This is a genomic window from Fictibacillus nanhaiensis, assembly GCF_023715445.1.
GTDB lineage: Bacteria > Bacillota > Bacilli > Bacillales > Fictibacillaceae > Fictibacillus > Fictibacillus nanhaiensis_D.
Genome location: NZ_JAMBOD010000001.1, coordinates 432,941 through 450,165, shown reverse-complemented (window position 1 = coordinate 450,165; position 17,225 = coordinate 432,941). Strand labels below are relative to the sequence as shown.

20 protein-coding genes are annotated in these 17,225 nt (G+C 39.6%); all 20 read left to right on the top strand.

Going from position 1 to position 17,225, the window contains the following annotated elements; genetic code table 11:
- Positions 1-2: 2 nt before the first annotated feature.
- The 20 genes from M3196_RS02310 (at position 3) to M3196_RS02215 (ending at position 17,204) form a co-directional block, all read left to right on the top strand.
- Positions 3-830 (top strand): menaquinone biosynthetic enzyme MqnA/MqnD family protein, encoded by an 828-nt coding sequence (locus M3196_RS02310; RefSeq protein ID WP_251320637.1) that lies wholly within the window; start codon positions 3-5, stop codon positions 828-830.
- Between the two features lie 22 nt (positions 831-852).
- A complete protein-coding gene (locus tag M3196_RS02305) occupies positions 853-1,818 on the top strand; it encodes a polyprenyl synthetase family protein (protein ID WP_251320635.1) in 966 nt (321 codons plus the stop codon).
- An 89-nt stretch (positions 1,819-1,907) separates the two neighbouring features.
- The gene (gene ndk / locus M3196_RS02300) at positions 1,908-2,351 is read left to right on the top strand and encodes a nucleoside-diphosphate kinase (RefSeq protein WP_066290459.1); all 444 of its coding nucleotides are present in this window, start codon (positions 1,908-1,910) and stop codon (positions 2,349-2,351) included.
- A 136-nt stretch (positions 2,352-2,487) separates the two neighbouring features.
- Complete coding sequence (locus tag M3196_RS02295; protein WP_251320634.1) at positions 2,488-3,261, top strand: CheR family methyltransferase; 774 nt, start codon at positions 2,488-2,490, stop codon at positions 3,259-3,261.
- A 373-nt stretch (positions 3,262-3,634) separates the two neighbouring features.
- Positions 3,635-4,663: an anthranilate phosphoribosyltransferase gene (gene trpD, locus M3196_RS02290; RefSeq protein ID WP_251320633.1), complete on the top strand. Its 1,029-nt coding sequence runs from the start codon at positions 3,635-3,637 to the stop codon at positions 4,661-4,663.
- Positions 4,653-5,429 (top strand): indole-3-glycerol phosphate synthase TrpC, encoded by a 777-nt coding sequence (trpC, locus tag M3196_RS02285; RefSeq protein WP_251320632.1) that lies wholly within the window; start codon positions 4,653-4,655, stop codon positions 5,427-5,429. The genes trpD and trpC overlap by 11 nt, the downstream gene beginning before the upstream one ends.
- On the top strand, positions 5,413-6,063 hold the full coding sequence (locus M3196_RS02280) for a phosphoribosylanthranilate isomerase (protein WP_251320631.1): 651 nt from the start codon (positions 5,413-5,415) through the stop codon (positions 6,061-6,063). Before trpC ends, M3196_RS02280 begins: the two co-directional genes overlap by 17 nt.
- The gene (gene trpB / locus M3196_RS02275) at positions 6,041-7,249 is read left to right on the top strand and encodes a tryptophan synthase subunit beta (RefSeq protein WP_251320630.1); all 1,209 of its coding nucleotides are present in this window, start codon (positions 6,041-6,043) and stop codon (positions 7,247-7,249) included. The genes M3196_RS02280 and trpB overlap by 23 nt, the downstream gene beginning before the upstream one ends.
- On the top strand, positions 7,242-8,048 hold the full coding sequence (gene trpA, locus M3196_RS02270) for a tryptophan synthase subunit alpha (protein WP_251320629.1): 807 nt from the start codon (positions 7,242-7,244) through the stop codon (positions 8,046-8,048). The genes trpB and trpA overlap by 8 nt, the downstream gene beginning before the upstream one ends.
- 15 nt (positions 8,049-8,063) lie before the next feature.
- Positions 8,064-9,167: a histidinol-phosphate transaminase gene (gene hisC, locus M3196_RS02265; RefSeq protein WP_251320628.1), complete on the top strand. Its 1,104-nt coding sequence runs from the start codon at positions 8,064-8,066 to the stop codon at positions 9,165-9,167.
- A 243-nt stretch (positions 9,168-9,410) separates the two neighbouring features.
- A complete protein-coding gene (locus M3196_RS02260; protein WP_251320627.1) occupies positions 9,411-10,283 on the top strand; it encodes a hypothetical protein in 873 nt (290 codons plus the stop codon).
- A gap of 38 nt (positions 10,284-10,321) precedes the next feature.
- Entirely contained in the window at positions 10,322-11,575 is a 1,254-nt protein-coding gene (locus M3196_RS02255) for a tetratricopeptide repeat protein (RefSeq protein ID WP_251320626.1), read from the top strand.
- 90 nt (positions 11,576-11,665) lie between these two features.
- Positions 11,666-12,217 carry a ReoY family proteolytic degradation factor gene (locus M3196_RS02250; RefSeq protein ID WP_251321702.1) on the top strand — a complete coding sequence of 184 codons (552 nt, stop codon included), beginning with the start codon at positions 11,666-11,668 and terminating at the stop codon, positions 12,215-12,217.
- A 142-nt stretch (positions 12,218-12,359) separates the two neighbouring features.
- On the top strand, positions 12,360-12,824 hold the full coding sequence (locus M3196_RS02245) for a YpiF family protein (protein ID WP_251320625.1): 465 nt from the start codon (positions 12,360-12,362) through the stop codon (positions 12,822-12,824).
- Between the two features lie 120 nt (positions 12,825-12,944).
- Positions 12,945-13,448 carry a ubiquinol-cytochrome c reductase iron-sulfur subunit gene (locus tag M3196_RS02240; protein ID WP_251320624.1) on the top strand — a complete coding sequence of 168 codons (504 nt, stop codon included), beginning with the start codon at positions 12,945-12,947 and terminating at the stop codon, positions 13,446-13,448.
- A gap of 3 nt (positions 13,449-13,451) precedes the next feature.
- Positions 13,452-14,123 (top strand): menaquinol-cytochrome c reductase cytochrome b subunit, encoded by a 672-nt coding sequence (qcrB, locus tag M3196_RS02235; protein WP_066241815.1) that lies wholly within the window; start codon positions 13,452-13,454, stop codon positions 14,121-14,123.
- Between the two features lie 48 nt (positions 14,124-14,171).
- A complete protein-coding gene (locus M3196_RS02230; protein ID WP_077364055.1) occupies positions 14,172-14,939 on the top strand; it encodes a menaquinol-cytochrome c reductase cytochrome b/c subunit in 768 nt (255 codons plus the stop codon).
- Between the two features lie 57 nt (positions 14,940-14,996).
- On the top strand, positions 14,997-15,563 hold the full coding sequence (locus tag M3196_RS02225) for a DUF1405 domain-containing protein (protein WP_251320623.1): 567 nt from the start codon (positions 14,997-14,999) through the stop codon (positions 15,561-15,563).
- A gap of 81 nt (positions 15,564-15,644) precedes the next feature.
- Positions 15,645-16,439, top strand: coding sequence for a sporulation protein YpjB (locus M3196_RS02220; protein WP_251320621.1), 795 nt, complete (start codon positions 15,645-15,647; stop codon positions 16,437-16,439).
- An 84-nt stretch (positions 16,440-16,523) separates the two neighbouring features.
- Positions 16,524-17,204, top strand: a complete 681-nt coding sequence (locus M3196_RS02215) for a zinc metallopeptidase (protein ID WP_251320620.1) — start codon at positions 16,524-16,526, stop codon at positions 17,202-17,204.
- Positions 17,205-17,225: the final 21 nt, after the last annotated feature.

Sequence of the window (17,225 nt, the reverse complement as noted above, 5' to 3'; positions counted from 1 at the left end):
TTATGAACATTGGGGAAATCAGCTATACGAACATCATACCCCTCTATTATTATTTAGACAGAGAACGATTGAAGGTGAACGGGGTAACCATAACCGATGCCGTCCCTTCCAGAATTAACAGGTTAATGGAAGAGCAAAAAGTTGATATTGGAGGTATTTCCTCTTTTTCTTTTGGGAAAAATGCGGACCGGTATAGCCTGATTCCAGATTTATCTGTCTCTTCCTTTGGAAAAGTGAATTCGATCTTTTTGTTCTCTAAATATAAAATAGAAGAGTTAAATGGCAAAAAGATAGCTTTAACTTCAAGCTCTGAAACATCCGTTGCTTTATTAAAGATTATCCTTCAGCAATTTTATAGAATTGAAGCTTTTTTCCAGACTGAAACACCGAACCTTGAAATGATGATGGAGCAATATGATGCATGTCTTTTAATAGGAGACGATGCCATAACATCAAAAAGAAAAAGCGGCAGCTATTTTGTATTTGACTTGGGTGAAATCTGGTATAAAGAAACGGGACTTCCGATGACCTTTGCTGTAATGGCATACCGCAAAGAGATGGAAACAGAGAAGAAAGACCTCCTTTCTTATGTAGGAAAAAGCATGACAGAAAGTAAAGAACGCTGTCTCCGTGAACATTTCGCACCTGTAATAGAACGGGTAATCAGAGAGCATGGGGGCACATTTGCTTTTTGGCAATCATATTTTAATGGGTTAAATTATGGATTTAATGGCGAACATGAAAAAGGACTAAACGTATATTTTCAGCTTGCTAAAGAGTGCGGATTGTTGCATACAATACCCTCTATCTTAAAGTTTTCGTATAAGTAACGGGCGATAGGGTGAAATAAAAGTGAAGTTAAAGGACTTATATTCTTTTTTAAAAAAAGATTTACAGCAAATAGAAGATCAGCTTATTCGATCCGTTAGCTCTGATCAGCCGGTGATTCAGACGGCAGGTATGGAGTTATTAAAGGCAGGGGGAAAACGAATCCGCCCTGTATTTGTTCTGCTTTCTGCCCAGTTTGGTACATATAACATACATCAGGTGAAAAAACCTGCAGCGGCACTGGAGTTAATCCATATGGCCTCTCTTGTACATGATGATGTGGTTGATGATGCTGATACGAGAAGGGGAAGAGAAACGGTTAAAGCAAAGTATGACAGCAAAATCGCCATGTATACCGGGGATTATATTTTTGCTTCTGCTTTAAAGTTAATGACGGATATCGATGTACCGAGAGCACACCAGATTCTTGCTCAAGGAATGAAAGAAATGTGCCTCGGCGAAATCGAACAGATCAACGAGCAATATGACACCGATCAGAATATAAGAAAATATTTCAAGCGGATCAAACGCAAGACAGCTCTATTGATCGCTTTGAGTTGCCAATTAGGTGCGATTACATCAAAAGCAGATGTATCCCTTCAAAAGATCCTCTATGAATTTGGGTATTGTGTAGGTATGGCGTTTCAGATTACTGATGATATTTTAGATTTTACGGCATCAGAGAAGCAGTTAGGAAAGCCGGCCGGCAGTGACTTGAAGCAAGGGAATATAACACTTCCTGCATTATTCACGATCTATCAGTATCCTGAAGTAAAAGAAAAACTGAATCTTTATTATGAAAGTAAAGATTCCGCACTGCTTGCAGAACTGTTAAGGGATATTAAACGACTTGGCGGAATTGAATATGCTTCTGGAATTTCTGAAAAATATTTAAACCGTGCAAAAAAAGCTGCACATTCATTGCCTGATAATGATGCGAGGGACAGCTTGTTGAAAGTGGCAGATTTTATTGCAGGACGGAAATTTTGAGTCATTGCTAATTTTTAAAATTTTTGGTACGATTTCTCTGGGGAACTTGTCCCATATATACTATACATAGATGATAGGAGAGGGAATACATGGAAAAAACGTTTTTAATGGTTAAACCAGATGGCGTTCAACGTGCGTTAATCGGAGAAATCGTATCCCGTTTTGAAAAGAAAGGTTTTCAGCTTGTTGGTGCGAAATTAATGAATATTTCTGAAGATCTTGCAAAAGAACATTATGGTGAGCACAAAGAGCGTCCGTTCTTCGGCGAACTTGTAGACTTTATTACTTCTGGACCTGTATTTGCAATGGTTTGGGAAGGAAAAGATGTTATTCTGACTGCTCGCAACATGATGGGCAAGACGAACCCTGCAGAAGCAGCTCCAGGTTCAATCCGCGGTGACTATGCCGTTCAAGTAAGCAACAACATCATCCATGGGTCAGATTCTGCTGAAAGTGCAGAGCGCGAAATCGGCTTATTCTTTAAAGAAGAAGAACTAGTTTCTTACGATAAAGCTGTTTCTGTTTGGATCTAATCTTTTTATAAGAAAATGAAAGCGTTTTAGCCGGCCCTTGTGCCGGCTTTTTTAATGAAGAAAGTTTGAAGGCAGCCGATATATAGAAATAAGATTAGAGAAAACATACAGCATGCGTAAAACGGGAGAGACATAAATGGATAAGGATTATGAAGTTTTTAAGAAGAGTATATATGAAAAGACAGGGATTGATCTTTCTCTATATAAAGAAGCCCAGATGAAACGCCGCTTGATCGCTTTACGGGATAAAAGGTCATTCGGCTCATTTTCTGATTATTATCAGTCACTTTCAAAAGAAAAAGCTCTGTTAGATGAATTTTTGGACCGAATGACAATCAATGTTTCGGAATTCTATAGAAATCCTTCGCGCTGGGAGGTCCTTGAAAAGAACATTCTGCGATACCTTTTATCAGGGCGTTCTTCCTTAAAAGTTTGGAGTGCAGCTTGTTCTACTGGAGAAGAGCCATATACTCTCTCAATGTTGTTATCGGAGTATAAAGGGCTTACTGATTTTTCTATATTAGCAACTGATTTGGATGAACAAGTCTTAAACCGGGCGAAGAAAGGCTTTTACTTTGAAAGAGCCATACAGGGCGTTCCTGAAAAAAAGAAGGAACGATATTTTTCAAAACAGGAGCTGGGGTTCAGTGTGGCAGAGTCTATTAAAAAACCAGTTCTGTTCCGAAAACAAAACCTTCTTTCCGATCCATTTGGTTCAGATTTTGATCTGATCGTTTGCCGGAATGTTATGATCTATTTTACGGAAGAAGCAAAAGTTGTTCTGTATAAAAAGTTCAGTCAGGCTTTGCGTCCTGGCGGCGTATTGTTTGTCGGCAGTACAGAACAAATTTTTAATCCAGGCTTGTATGGATTAGAATCTGAAGAACCGTTTTTCTACAAGAAGAAATAATATAATATTTTATTTTGTTATGGTTGACAGATTAATGACTATGGTTTAATCTTACTGATAAGTTTAGAGCAATCGTTTAGTAAATTAGTTTAGTGTAATTAAGAGCTTAGTTGAGACAAGTTGAGAGAGTTTGAGTGGAGCAGAGCCGAGAATGGGAATGTACATATGCCATGCGGGTTTATTCTGCATGGCTTTTTTGTATCTTTTTTTGAAATTTAAGTACATGTTCCAAAACAATCGTCCTCTTATTAACCCCCTCATTCTCCGTATTCTACGGAGGTGTACTTTTATGATTTTTACCTATCAAATTCCGCCTTGAACGTTTGTTGTATTCACAGATGAACCATTCAAAAACGTTTAAAGGGGTGTTCTTATGATTCCGTTATTAAATAAAAAATTAATGAACAACGAAACGATGACAGAAAATGAGGCATTTTATTTTATGGAAGGCCTGGTAACTGGGCGTGTTTCCGACGTAGAAGCAAGTTCAGTTCTAACCATTATGAGTTATAGAGGAGAAACTCCTGAAGAAATTGTTGGTTTTGTTAAAGCGATCCGTAAACTTTCAAAACAGGTCAGCCATACATCTCGAGATGAAATCATGGATACTTGCGGAACAGGAGGTGACGGGGCCTCAACGTTTAATATTTCAACGGCCGTAAGCATCATCTTATCCTCACTCGGAATAAAAGTAGCAAAGCACGGCAATAAAGCTGTCACATCAAAAAGCGGTAGCTCTGATGTTTTAGAGGCATTGGGGATTAAGGTAGCCAGCAATAGTTATGATGCCGATTCACAGCTGAATAAACATGATATTGCCTTTTTGCATGCACCGTTTTTTCATCCGGCACTGAAGAAAGTTGCTCACCTGAGACAGAAGATGCCGTTTCGAACGATCTTTAATATAGCAGGCCCTTTAGTAAACCCAATGTCGCCATCTTATCAGCTCATTGGTGTGAGCAATGAAAAAACGGCAGCTTCAATGGCAGAAGCAATTAACATGCTTGGAGTTAAAAAAGCTTTATTAGTAACAGGGAATGACGGTTTGGACGAGTGCTCGATCACAGATGAAACAAGAATGTATCTAGTTGAAAATGGCACGATTAATTCATTCACTTACACCCCTGAAGAAGCCGGACTGAAAAGAGGCTCATTAAAGGATATTACCGTTAACGATAAAAAGGAAAGTGCAGAACTCATCACTTCTATACTAAGAGGTAAAGGAAACGACTCTGCCAAAAACATCGTTGTTTTAAATGCTGCAGCTGCCTTATTTGCATCTAACCGTGTTCCTAGTATCAGGGATGGGGTCGGGATCATTGAAGATTGCCTGCAGTCAGGTACAGCCTATAGCCATCTGATAAAAATTTCTAAAGAGGAGGAGCAGGCTCTTGTTAACTAAAATAATGAAGCAAAAAGAAAGAGAAATTGAACTTCTTCCTCTAATCAAAGAAACTTCCGGTATAGGTTCTGTTGAAAAAGACCATCGTCCTTTCGCTTTAAATCTCCTGAAATCAGAAAATAAACCTTCATTGATCGCTGAAGTGAAAAAAGCATCACCATCCAAAGGAGTTATTAAGGAAGACTTTGATCCGGTGAAAATTGCGATGGAATATGAGGAAGCAGGAGCTGCTTGTTTGTCTGTTTTAACGGATGAAACATTTTTTCAGGGAAGTCTTCACTTTTTAAAAGAAATACGAAAGCATGTATCACTCCCTTTGCTGAGAAAAGATTTTATACTGGATGAAAGACAAATCATCGAGAGTGTAGAATTTGGTGCAGATGCAATTTTGCTGATCGCAGCGTGCTTAACGCAGGAAAGGTATAAAGAGCTCCATAAATTTGCTTTAACGTGCGGTCTTGAATGTTTAGTAGAAGTTCATTCACGTGAAGAGATCGAAAAAGTGTATGAAGTGAGTAAACCAGCCATGATCGGCATAAACAATCGCGATCTAAAAAACTTTACAACAAGCATTGATCATACGTTTTCATTGCTTTCCTATTTAAAAAAAGAAACACTCATCATCAGTGAAAGCGGAATTAAGACCGATTCTGATGTGAAAAGTCTATCTGAGCGTGGTGTAAATGGCATGCTGATCGGCGAAACACTGATGCGTGCAGAATCGATAAAACATAAAATAGAAGAGCTTTATGGCTATGTTCGTTAAATACTGCGGATGCCGGACGGAGGATGACTACAGACTGCTTTCCTCATCTAAAGCAGATATTATCGGATTTGTTTTTGCCGATAGCAAAAGAAAAGTTACACCTGAAGAAGTATCGGCATGGGTTGCTTCACGAGGAAGACAAAAGCAATTAGCCGGAGTCTTTCAAAATCATTCAATAGAAGAGATCGTTTCAGCCGCTATGCAAGTGCCATTAGATATTATACAGTGCCATGGAAATGAGTCGGTTCAAACGATTAAAGAACTTAAAAAACAAACAAAAAAGCAAGTATTTAAAGCCCTTCCTTATAGCGAGGCCATTGATGAGCAAATGGCTCTATACGCTGATTGTTCAGATGCCATCTTAGTAGATTCGGTATCAAAAGGCCAATTTGGCGGGACAGGAGTATCGTTTGACTGGTCTGAAGTACCAGCGTTATTATCGGCAGCTGAACAGTATGGAATTTCCGTATTCATTGCTGGAGGAATTAAACCGGATAACATAAGTGCATTGCTTCCGTATAAGCCTTATGGAATAGACCTGAGCGGAGGCATTGAACAAGAGGGAAAAAAATGCAAAGAAAAAATCACCGAAATAGAAAGGAAGATTTCATATGTCAGCAGCAATCGTACCTGACCACCGAGGAAGATATGGTGATTTTGGCGGGAAATATGTACCTGAAACCATCATGTTTGCATTAGAAGAACTTGAAAAGGCATTTGAAGAAGCGATGAAGAATAATGATTTTAAAAAGCTGTTTCAGAAAGAGCTTGCTGTCTATTCAGGAAGACCAACCCCGCTGACGTTGGCAGATCGTTTAAGCGAGACAAATGGCGGTGCAAAGATCTATTTGAAGCGGGAAGATCTCAATCATACAGGCGCGCATAAAATTAACAATGCAATCGGACAAGCGCTGTTAGCAGTACGAATGGGGAAGAAAAAAATCATCGCAGAAACTGGCGCTGGACAGCATGGCGTTGCGGCTGCGACTGTTGCGGCGAAATATGGGCTGTCGTGCAAAGTATATATGGGAAAAGAGGATATAAGAAGACAGGCGTTGAATGTTTTTCGTATGAAACTCTTAGGTGCAGAGGTAGTCGAAGTAACGAGCGGGAGTCAGACGCTGAAAGATGCTACAAATGAAGCGATCCGGGATTGGGTGGCATCTGTTGAAGATACCTTTTATCTTATAGGGTCAGCTGTAGGTCCACACCCTTATCCTAAAATGGTGAAAAATTTTCAGCAGGTGATCGGGCTGGAAACGATGGATCAGTTTTCTAGTGAAAGCGGAGGGGATTTACCAGATGCAGTAGTAGCGTGTGTAGGAGGCGGAAGCAATGCGATTGGCATGTTCGCACCATTTATTGAAAAAGAGGTTCCATTGTATGGAGTTGAAGCTGCAGGTAAAGGTGTGGAAACAGATAAGCATGCTGCAACTTTATCAAAAGGATCGAATGGCGTGATACATGGCTCTTTAACTAAACTGCTCCAAACAGATGAAGGGCAGATTACAGAGCCTTATTCAATATCAGCTGGGCTGGATTATCCAGGAATAGGACCTGAACACGCGTATCTTCATGAAAAAGGAAGAGTGAAGTATGAAGCCGTAACCGATCAGGAGTCTTTAGATGCATTAAAACTTTTATGCCTTAATGAAGGGATATTATGTGCTCTTGAAAGTGCTCATGCCGTAGCCTACAGTCTTAAACTTGCGAAGACTATGGACAAAGATAAGACGATAGTTGTCTGTCTGTCAGGCAGAGGAGATAAAGATGTTCATACACTCATGGAACAAGCAGAAGGAGGGATCACACATGAATAAAAGATGGACAGATTTTAAGAATTCTGCTGACTACCGTTTCGTTCCTTATATCATGGCTGGCGATCCATGTGAAGACGCAACGATTGAACTTTCTTTAGCCCTTGAAGAGTGCGGCGCAGCAGCTTTAGAGCTTGGAGTTCCCTATTCAGATCCGCTTGCTGACGGTCCAGTTATACAAAGAGCTGGCATCAGGGGATTAAAGCAGAAAATGAACCTGGAAAAAACAATAAAGCTAGTTTCAAAGCTTCGAGAAAGAGGTCTAAAGATTCCCGTAATCATTTTTACTTATTATAATCTTTTGTTACAATTAGGAGAAAATCGCTTCATATCTCTAGCTGAAGAAAATGGTGTGGACGGTATCCTCGTTCCGGATCTGCCTTTTGAGGAGAGCACCTATCTAAAAGAAATGTGTTCAGCTCATCACCTCGCATTGATCTCGCTTGTAGCTCCGACTACACATAAAGAAAAACTTCATAAACTTGCAAAGGAAGCTGAAGGGTTTCTTTACTGTATATCTTCTCTTGGAGTGACTGGAATAAGAAACGAGTTCAGAGATGGTTTGAACGACTTTTTAAAAGCGGCTAAAGAAAACGCCGCCGTTCCGGTTTTAGTAGGATTTGGTTTGTCCAATAGAGAACAAATACTGCAATTCGAAGGAACAAGTGATGGATTTATAGTAGGAAGCGCAATTGTTAAAAAGATTGAAGCGATGGAAAAAGAGCTTATTTCTGACAGGGAAGAAGCGGTTAAAGAGTTTAAACATTTTGTAGAATCAATGCTGCCTGTTTATAGCCGTTAAAAAAGGAGTGGGAAAATGCAGCCGAAAGAACAGTTGTTATCATTAAAGCCATACAAACCAGGAAAACCGGTGGAAGAAGTTAAACGTGAGCTAGGGTTAGAAAAAATCGTCAAACTTGCTTCTAATGAGAATCCGTACGGATGTTCCAAGTTAGCAAAAGATAGAATAGTAGCAGAGCTTGCCAGCCTTCAAGTTTATCCTGATGGGTATGCTGCAGAACTCAGAGAAAAACTTTCAGGATACCTGGGGGTGAAGCAGGAACAGCTCATCTTTGGAAATGGTTCAGATGAAGTAGTTCAAATTCTTTGCCGAGCTTATTTATCGCCTGAAACGAATACAGTGATGGCTGCACCCACTTTTCCTCAATACCGACACAATGCCGTTATTGAAGGAGCAGAAATTAGAGAAGTTCAGCTGATTAATGGAAATCATGATTTAAGTGCAATGCTTAGGGCCATAGACAAACAAACCAAGATCGTCTGGCTATGTAATCCGAATAATCCAACCGGGAACTATATTCCAGAAAATGATTTTGTTCAATTTATGAAAAAGGTACCTTCGGATGTCATCGTTGTGAGTGATGAAGCTTATTTCGAATATGTCAGTGCAAGTGATTATCCTGAAACGATTAACTATTTAGTTGATTTTCCTAATCTAGTAATTTTGCGTACGTTCTCTAAGGCGCATGGACTCGCAGCGCTGCGCATCGGATATGGAATTGCAGACAGCTCCATTATACAAGCGATAGAGCCTGCAAGAGAGCCGTTTAACACGTCAAGGCTTGCACAGGCTGCAGCTATTGGCGCTCTTGATGATGAGCATTTTATTTTAGAATGCAAACAAAAAAACAGAGATAGCCTGGAACTTTTCTATACTTTCTGTGAAAAGAAAGGGCTGTTATATTACCCGTCGGAGGCAAACTTTATCTTGATTGATGTACAATCAGATGCGGACTCGGCATTTGATTATCTAATGAAGAAGGGTTACATTGTACGATCTGGCAGTGCACTCGGTTTCCCAACTATGATTCGCATCACTGTCGGTGAAGAGGAACATAACAAGGAAATAATCGAACATTTAGAAGCTTATATTGGATCTCTTGTTGAAAGAGTAAACTAATCATTGATAGCCTGGGTTTATTTATGGGAACTCGGGCTATTTTCATAATTTTCAAAAAAGTGTTGCATTTTAATAATCCACTCTTTATAATGTAGTTAATATGGTTTCTCTCCACTCCTATCCATATTATTCTTTCCTGACAACGCTTACATGTCAGGACTTTTTTTGTTTACTTTTATCTTTTATCATATATTTGCCGCTAGAATCATAGCTTGTCTTAAGAGATGTAAAAGGAGGCGAGCTATGCGATATATAATTGAGCGGCCTTTAGAATCACTTGGTACAGATACAGTCCTATCCTATCTTATTGATTCTCAAAAAATATCATATGTATCACAAGGGCCTCTTAAAATGAAAGTTATGAGAATGTCAATGAATGGACTTAAGATGATTCCAGGTCATATCACCCCGTTGATGTCATTAAATAAAATGACAGTTGATTGTGTAAAGAAAAAGCTGACTGAAAAAATAAAAAGCGGTACAACCACACTATTAACTTCAGCCAGGATCGACTATTTGCATGACGCTGAGCACGAATTGAAAAGAACGCGTCATCTGCTTATTTCAAGTTCCATTGATTATTGCATAGGTCTATCCCTGTCTCCAGAAAAAATTACTCCAAATATCATCCGTTTTTGCAAAAAGAAGAAGATCCCTTTTATAGAGCTGATCTGCAATGATTTTAGTCAGCTGACAAGTGTCATCTGGGAACGGATCAGAGAAGCCAATTTCCCTTATAGCACAGTCATCTTTCCAACGTTTCCAGCAGATACTGAAGAAAAGATGAGAAAGCTGTGGCAAAAAAAATGGAACGATCTTTCTGGAAAGATGCAAATTCCTACTCTTTATAAGGGATTAAATGAAGATGAACTGATTCCACTTCCCTTTTTAAAACTCCTCGGCATATATCCCTGTAAAGGGGGACTTTTCTCAGGAAGTGACGCAGATTATTGTCTGCTGTCTGCCTCAGAGTTTTGTGAAAAGCCGAAAGCTGTAGTCGTAAGAGGAACCATTGTTTATTCAGATAACCAGCCGGAAATGAAGCAAGGCTATGGAAAAGAAATAACGGTCATCCAGCCCCGTCGTTTTGGAGAATCTCTTGTTTCTCGTGTATAATAAGCACAAGAAAACATGGGATAAGGGAGTTTTATGTATTGAATACAATCCAAGACGCGATTAGACTTGTAGAACATGGAGACGTAGAAAAAGGCATGTCTCTTTTGGAGGAATTAACCAAAAAAGCGACCGATGCAGAACAATTTGAAATTGCAGAAGTTTATTTGGATTGGGGACATACGTCAAAAGCGATGACATTGTTTAATAAACTACTGAAAAAATACCCTGGCGAGGGAGAACTGCTCGTTTCTATCGCCGAATGCTGTCTAGATGAAGGCATGGATGAAGAAGCGATCAGCTATTTAGAGCAGGTTGAAAAGCATGACGAAGAATATTTAAGGGCATTAATTCTTCAAGCAGACCTTTATGAGGGTCTAGGATTAACTGAGGTTGCAGAACGGAAGCTCAAGGATGCCCATGAGCAGGATAAGGATCATCCAATATTGGCATATGCTTTAGGTGATTTTTATTTAAGGCAGGGAAAGTTTGACTCAAGTCTGCCTTTATTCCAAAAAGCCATTGACGGGAAGGCAGAGATTGAAGACCTTCCATTGCGGTATGCTGAAGCTTTAAGCCGTGCAGGTAAATTTGAAGAAGCCCTACCATTTTACAGAAAAGGACTGGATCATCATAAAGAGCTATACAGTCTCTTTGGTCACGGAGTTACTGCATTTAAAGCGGGTGAATTTAAAGAAGCGATCTCTGCTCTTGAAGAATTAAGAGATATGGATCCGGATTATACAACACTATACAGTATTCTTTCAGAGTCATATGAGGAAGAAGGCGCACTGGATGAAGCTTATCAAATCGTTCAGGATGGCTTGAAACGAGATGAACATAATGAAAATATTTATCTTCAGGCTGCAAGACTTGCCTATAAATTGCATAATCCTAAACAAGGTGAAGAGTGGGTAATGAGAGCATTGGAGTTAAACCCTGCCCGTATAGAACCGCTCCTGCGTTTAGGTGATCAATATGTACGAGAAGAACGATTTGAAGATTTGTTAAGCATTTACAAACCCCTGACAGAATCTAAGGAAGAAATTCCTCTTATGTATTGGCATCTTGCGACAGCTAATAAAGAAACAGAAAATTATAAGGAATCAGCTGTATGGTATGAAAAAGCAGCCGAACTCTTTAAGGAAGATCCCGTGTTTTTAGAAGAATATGCTTTTTTCCTTTTAGAAGAAGGTAAGCAGGAAGAAGCGAAGAAGACCCTATTATTATTGCTTCAAATCAGTCCGGAGAGAACGGATATTGAGGATGTTTTAGGCAGATTGGAAGAATTTTAAAACTTTCTTAGGCAAAGAAGGATTTTAAGAGCAATGAGAGAATATAATTATTATAAAAATGACGTGTTTTTGAATGATGGGGGGATTGCAATGAGCAGCACCGTTTCGGTCCTTGAGAAGAAGGATTTTATCAAATGGTTCCTTAATCATTATCAGTTAAAGAAGCGCGAATGTGTTTGGCTATTAAATTATTTAGTAAGTGATGACCAGCTTATGGAAAAGGTACATTTCGTTGAGAAAGCAGAATACTGCCCAAAGGCAATTATCATGTCCACTCAATGTACAGATGGTGTTCCATTCCGTTTTTACAAACAAAATGTTTTAACAACTGATGCAGAAAAGTCGTTTCATGACATCCGGTTAAATCAGGATGAAGAGATTTACTTGGAGCTTAACTTCAATGCTTCACGGCTGACGCCCGAGTATGCTTCAGTATTGGAAGAGAACCCTCACTTGCCTCAAAATATGTCAATGGACAAAAAATATGGCATATGGGCTGAAATGGTCTTGGAAAAATCTATTGAAACTTACCGGAAAAATGATATTATGGCGAAGATTGATGAGGCCTTAGACCAAAAAGACTTTGATAGTTTTACGAAATGGACGAACGAACTGAAAAATCTAGAAAAGCAGCCGTCTTAATATGAAGGATGACTCTCCAGTGAGTCATCCTTTTTTATTTTTACGTGCATTAAAGCCCTGTCCCTTTTTTAAGAGCAAGACGATAATCCCATCAGAATTATGGTACGATAAAGAGCAGTACAACGGATAAGGAGACTTAATTATGAGATGGAAGACAAATGATGCAGACGTATTTTTAAAGTCAGGAGAATATGTAGACAGTCTTTTAATTCCTTTAACACCAGTAGATTTTAAACAAGATTTTAAAAGCAGTGTAACCATGGGAGAATACACAGAGATGCTCTGCAGTGAAATGGAGCGCCAGCTGCACGGAAGGCTTTTTTTAGCTCCTAATTTTACATATGTAAAAGATCAGGCTCCTATTGATCAATTAAGAAGTTTGCTAGAACATGTTACAAATTCAGGACACTTTAAACACATCTTTTTAATGACGAGTGATGTGTATTGGAAGGAAATTGAACATACTATTACAGGGCAGCTGTTTTGGGTTCCTGCACTGCCTCTTGAAAGCATGGATGAAAAATATAGACTTGAAGTTGTTAAAGAACAGGTAAAACCGCTTTTTCAGCTCATCTTTAATGAATGGCAGCGCGGGATAAATTCGTAATAATTACGTCATGTTCATATTGACAGTAAAAGACAACTTAAGCTATCATGTTTATGTCCTAGTAATATGTGTGTAAAAGTCCGGAGGGACCGTTATTTACAGCATAAGGGGGGGAAAACAATGTCAAAGGAAGATATTTCAAGACGTCAGTTCTTAAACTACACATTAACTGGCGTTGGCGGATTTATGGCTGCCGGCATGCTTATGCCAATGGTCCGTTTCGCCCTTGATCCGATTTTAAAAGAGGGTTCTGATCAAAAAATGGTAGCGGTTACGAGTATAGAAGAGCTATCGAACGAACCGAAGCGTTTCGACTTTAAAATCAAACAAAAAGATGGCTGGTACGAGTCAGATGTTACTCAATCTGCCTGGGTTTATAAAGCGAAGAATGGTGATATTATCGCACTTTCTCCAATCTGTAAACACTTAGGCTGTACGGTAGACTGGAACACAGATCCATCTCACCCGAATCAGTTTTTCTGTCCATGCCACTTAGGCCGTTATACCAAGGATGGAACAAACGTAAAGGGTACGGCACCTCTTGCACCGCTTGATGTATATGACAGCCAGGTGAAAGATGGGAAGCTTTACTTAGGAAAGGCAAAACCAAGAAAGGGGGCGTAATGAATGCTACAAAAGATTTATGACTGGGTAGATGAGCGCCTGGATATTACGCCGCTTTGGAGAGATGTTGCAGACCATGAGGTACCAGAACACGTAAACCCCGCACACCATTTCTCTGCGTTTGTTTACTGTTTTGGCGGATTGACTTTCTTTATCACGGTTATTCAAATTCTTTCGGGTATGTTCTTAACCATGTATTATGTGCCTGATATCGTGAACGCATGGGAATCCGTATATTACCTGCAAAATGAAGTGGCATTTGGAGTTATCGTACGCGGAATGCACCACTGGGGCGCGAGCCTTGTAATCGTAATGATGTTCTTACATACATTGCGCGTATTCTTCCAGGGAGCTTATAAAAAGCCAAGAGAATTAAACTGGGTTGTCGGAGTACTTATTTTCTTTGTTATGTTAGGTTTAGGTTTTACAGGTTATCTATTGCCTTGGGATATGAAAGCGCTATTTGCGACAAAAGTAGGGATTGAGATCGCTATGACTATTCCTGTCGTTGGTCCAATCGCTAAAACATTCCTTGCCGGCGGAGAGATTATCGGAGCACAGACGCTTACGCGATTCTTTGCGATTCACGTATTCTTCCTTCCTGCAGCTTTGTTAGGCTTAATGGGTGCCCACTTCTTAATGATCCGTAAACAAGGTATTTCCGGACCGTTGTAAAAACCAGCAATGATTTAAAAGTTTCATGAGAGCAAAGGAGGGAAATATATGCATCGCGGTAAAGGAATGAAGTTTGTCGGAGACTCTCGTGTTCCTGCTGAACGTAAACCGAACATTCCAAAAGATTATTCGGAGTTCCCGGGAAAAACGGAAGCATTCTGGCCAAACTTTCTTTTAAAAGAATGGATGGTTGGTGCCGTTTTCTTAATCGGCTACCTGGTTTTGACCATCGTTCATGAATCTCCTTTGGAGAAAAAAGCTGATCCTACCGATGCCGGATATATTCCTCTACCAGACTGGTACTTCCTATTCTTATACCAGCTTCTGAAGTACAAGTATGCGGCAGGGGATTATGTTCTTATTGGTACTGTTATTATACCTGGACTAGCATTTGGAGCTTTAATGCTGGCGCCTTTCCTTGATACTGGATTGGAAAGACGTCCTTCTAAACGTCCGATTGCAACTGGGTTAATGCTATTAGGTTTGATTTCAGTTACATATTTAACATGGGAATCCGTTGTGACTCATGACTGGGAAAAAGCGAAGACTCAAGGTAAGATCGTTGATGTAAGCTTTGACCAGAATGATCCTGGATATCAGATCTACCAAAAACAGAGCTGTGTAGGCTGTCACGGCAACACTCTAACTGGTGGAGCTTCTGGTCCATCATTGATCGGAACAGGTTTAAAGCCTGAAGAAATCATGAAAATCGCTAAAGAAGGTAAGCCGCCAGGCATGCCGCCAAACGCGTTTAAAGGATCAGATGAAGAGCTGAAGCAGTTAGCAGAATTCATCTCAAAACTTGAAAAGAAATAAGTAAAAAGCCGGCTCGGTATGGGCCGGCTTTTTTTCTAAAAGTAAAGGAGCATAAAAATGTCGTTGATTCTCACAATCATCAAGGAACGATGGTTTCTAATGACTCTTCTGCTGATTAACATCCTTGGAACCATATATGGTTATTATTGGTACTATTATCAATTAAAAGATACTCCGTGGTATTTTTTGCCCTTTGTTCCAGACAGCCCGACTGCATCTTTATTTTTTGTTTTTGTGATCCTTGGATTTTTGGCGAAGAAACAATCGGGACTGATCGAAGCACTCGCGGCTGCCTCATTATTTAAATATGGTATATGGGCAGTTGGGATGAACTTAGGGGGTGCCATTGTTGGAACTCCTTTAGATTTTGTAAATTACATGCTGATTTTCTCTCATCTTGGAATGGCTGTTCAAGGTCTTTTATATGCTCCGTTTTATAAAATAAAATTGTGGCACATTGGTGCTGCAGCATTATGGCTGTTCCACAATGAGATCATAGACTATGTGTTCGGAATGATGCCGCGTTACCCTGTTTTAGCTCCTTATCAAGATTTAATCGGTTATCTTACTTTCTGGCTGTCAGCAGTTTCGATTATGATTGTATTAAGAATGAGAAAAGCTTAAGCTTTTCTATTTCCCTTATTTAGGTCTATCCTTGTCCAAGCTCTCATACTTTTTAGTATAAGGGTACAGGAGGGACAACGGATGAGAAGGTTAGGTTTTGCTGTTTCAATTCTTTGTATTTTATTTTTAACCGCGATGCCAGTGTATGCATCGAATCATACAGAAGTTAAAGAGTGGTCAGAGATTAATGAGCTTACAAGCGAGATCTGGGAACTAGGTAAAATAGAACGTTACAATGAAGCCGCAGATGTGCTGGAATTCACATCACAGAATATCAGCCATATTGAGGAAGTGCTTTCTTTAAGACCTGATCAGCAGCGCCTTGTGGAATATACATTTGCCGATGCTGTAACATCTCTTCAAAATCCTGAATGGTCAAAAGAGAAAAAATTGAACAAGCTGACAGAAGTCCGTTTATTGGTTGATGCACTTCAAACAAATTACGAGCCGCTCTGGAAAAAAACTGGTTTGATGATGCTTGAACCGTTTATTACAATGAAAAAAGGAATTGATGAAAAGGATACAGCCGCATTCCATCAGGCAGCAAATCTTCTTCTTGAACGATACGAAACGGTAAGACCGGCACTAATGGTAGATATTCGTTCAGATGAAATTGAAAAATTAGATGAACATGTCTCATATGTAGATTCCAACAGAAGTAGAATTCTTACCGATATCGAACATCAAAAACATCTTGAAACAGCGGCAGCAGATTTTGAAGCTCTCTTCTTCGCCAAAAAAGATAATTCAGAACCTTCATTGTTCTGGCTCATCTTTTCTATCGGAGGTATTATTTCATCAACATTATTTTACGTAGGCTGGAGAAAATATAAAGGAGATAAAGAAGAGGAGCTGCGTGTACCTGGAAAACGATAGCGATTATGCGTATCCTTTGACAAAGGAAGGCATATAACCGTAAACTATTTGTAATAAAAGTTTTTTTATGGAGGAATGCAAACGATGGGTGGATTTATAATCTACTTCGCAATTTTGCTCATTGTTCCCCTTTGGGCACAGATGAGGGTAAAAAGTACGTACAAGAAGTATTCAAAAGTAGCAAACAGCACTGGTAAAACAGGTGCAGAAGTTGCAAGACAAATTTTAGACGAAAATGGTTTGTATAATGTTCAAGTAGAGCCTGTAAGAGGAAAGCTTTCTGATCATTATGATCCTCGAAGCAAAGTAGTCCGTTTATCTGAAGATAACTATTATGGAAATTCGATAGCTGGTGCTGCGGTTGCAGCCCACGAAGTTGGCCACGCGATTCAAGATGCTGAGGGTTATGCGTTCTTGCGTTTCAGGCACGCACTTGTACCAGTGGCAAACATCGGATCGAACTTTTCTTTCTTTTTAATCTTAGGCGGGATTTTCTTTCAAGCAACTAACCTGTTCTTACTGGGAATCATCTTCATGTCAGCCGCTGTATTGTTCCAATTCGTGACATTGCCGGTTGAGTTTAATGCCAGCTCACGTGCTATGGATCAGATTGTATCTACTGGTATGATACGCAATAATGAAGAACGCGGAGCTCGCAAAGTATTAAACGCTGCCGCATTAACATATGTTGCAGGAGCTCTTGTAGCACTTCTTGAATTAGCACGTTTTATCTTTATGTTCCTTGGAATGAACCAGGACGACTAAAAGACAAAAATAAAACCTCCC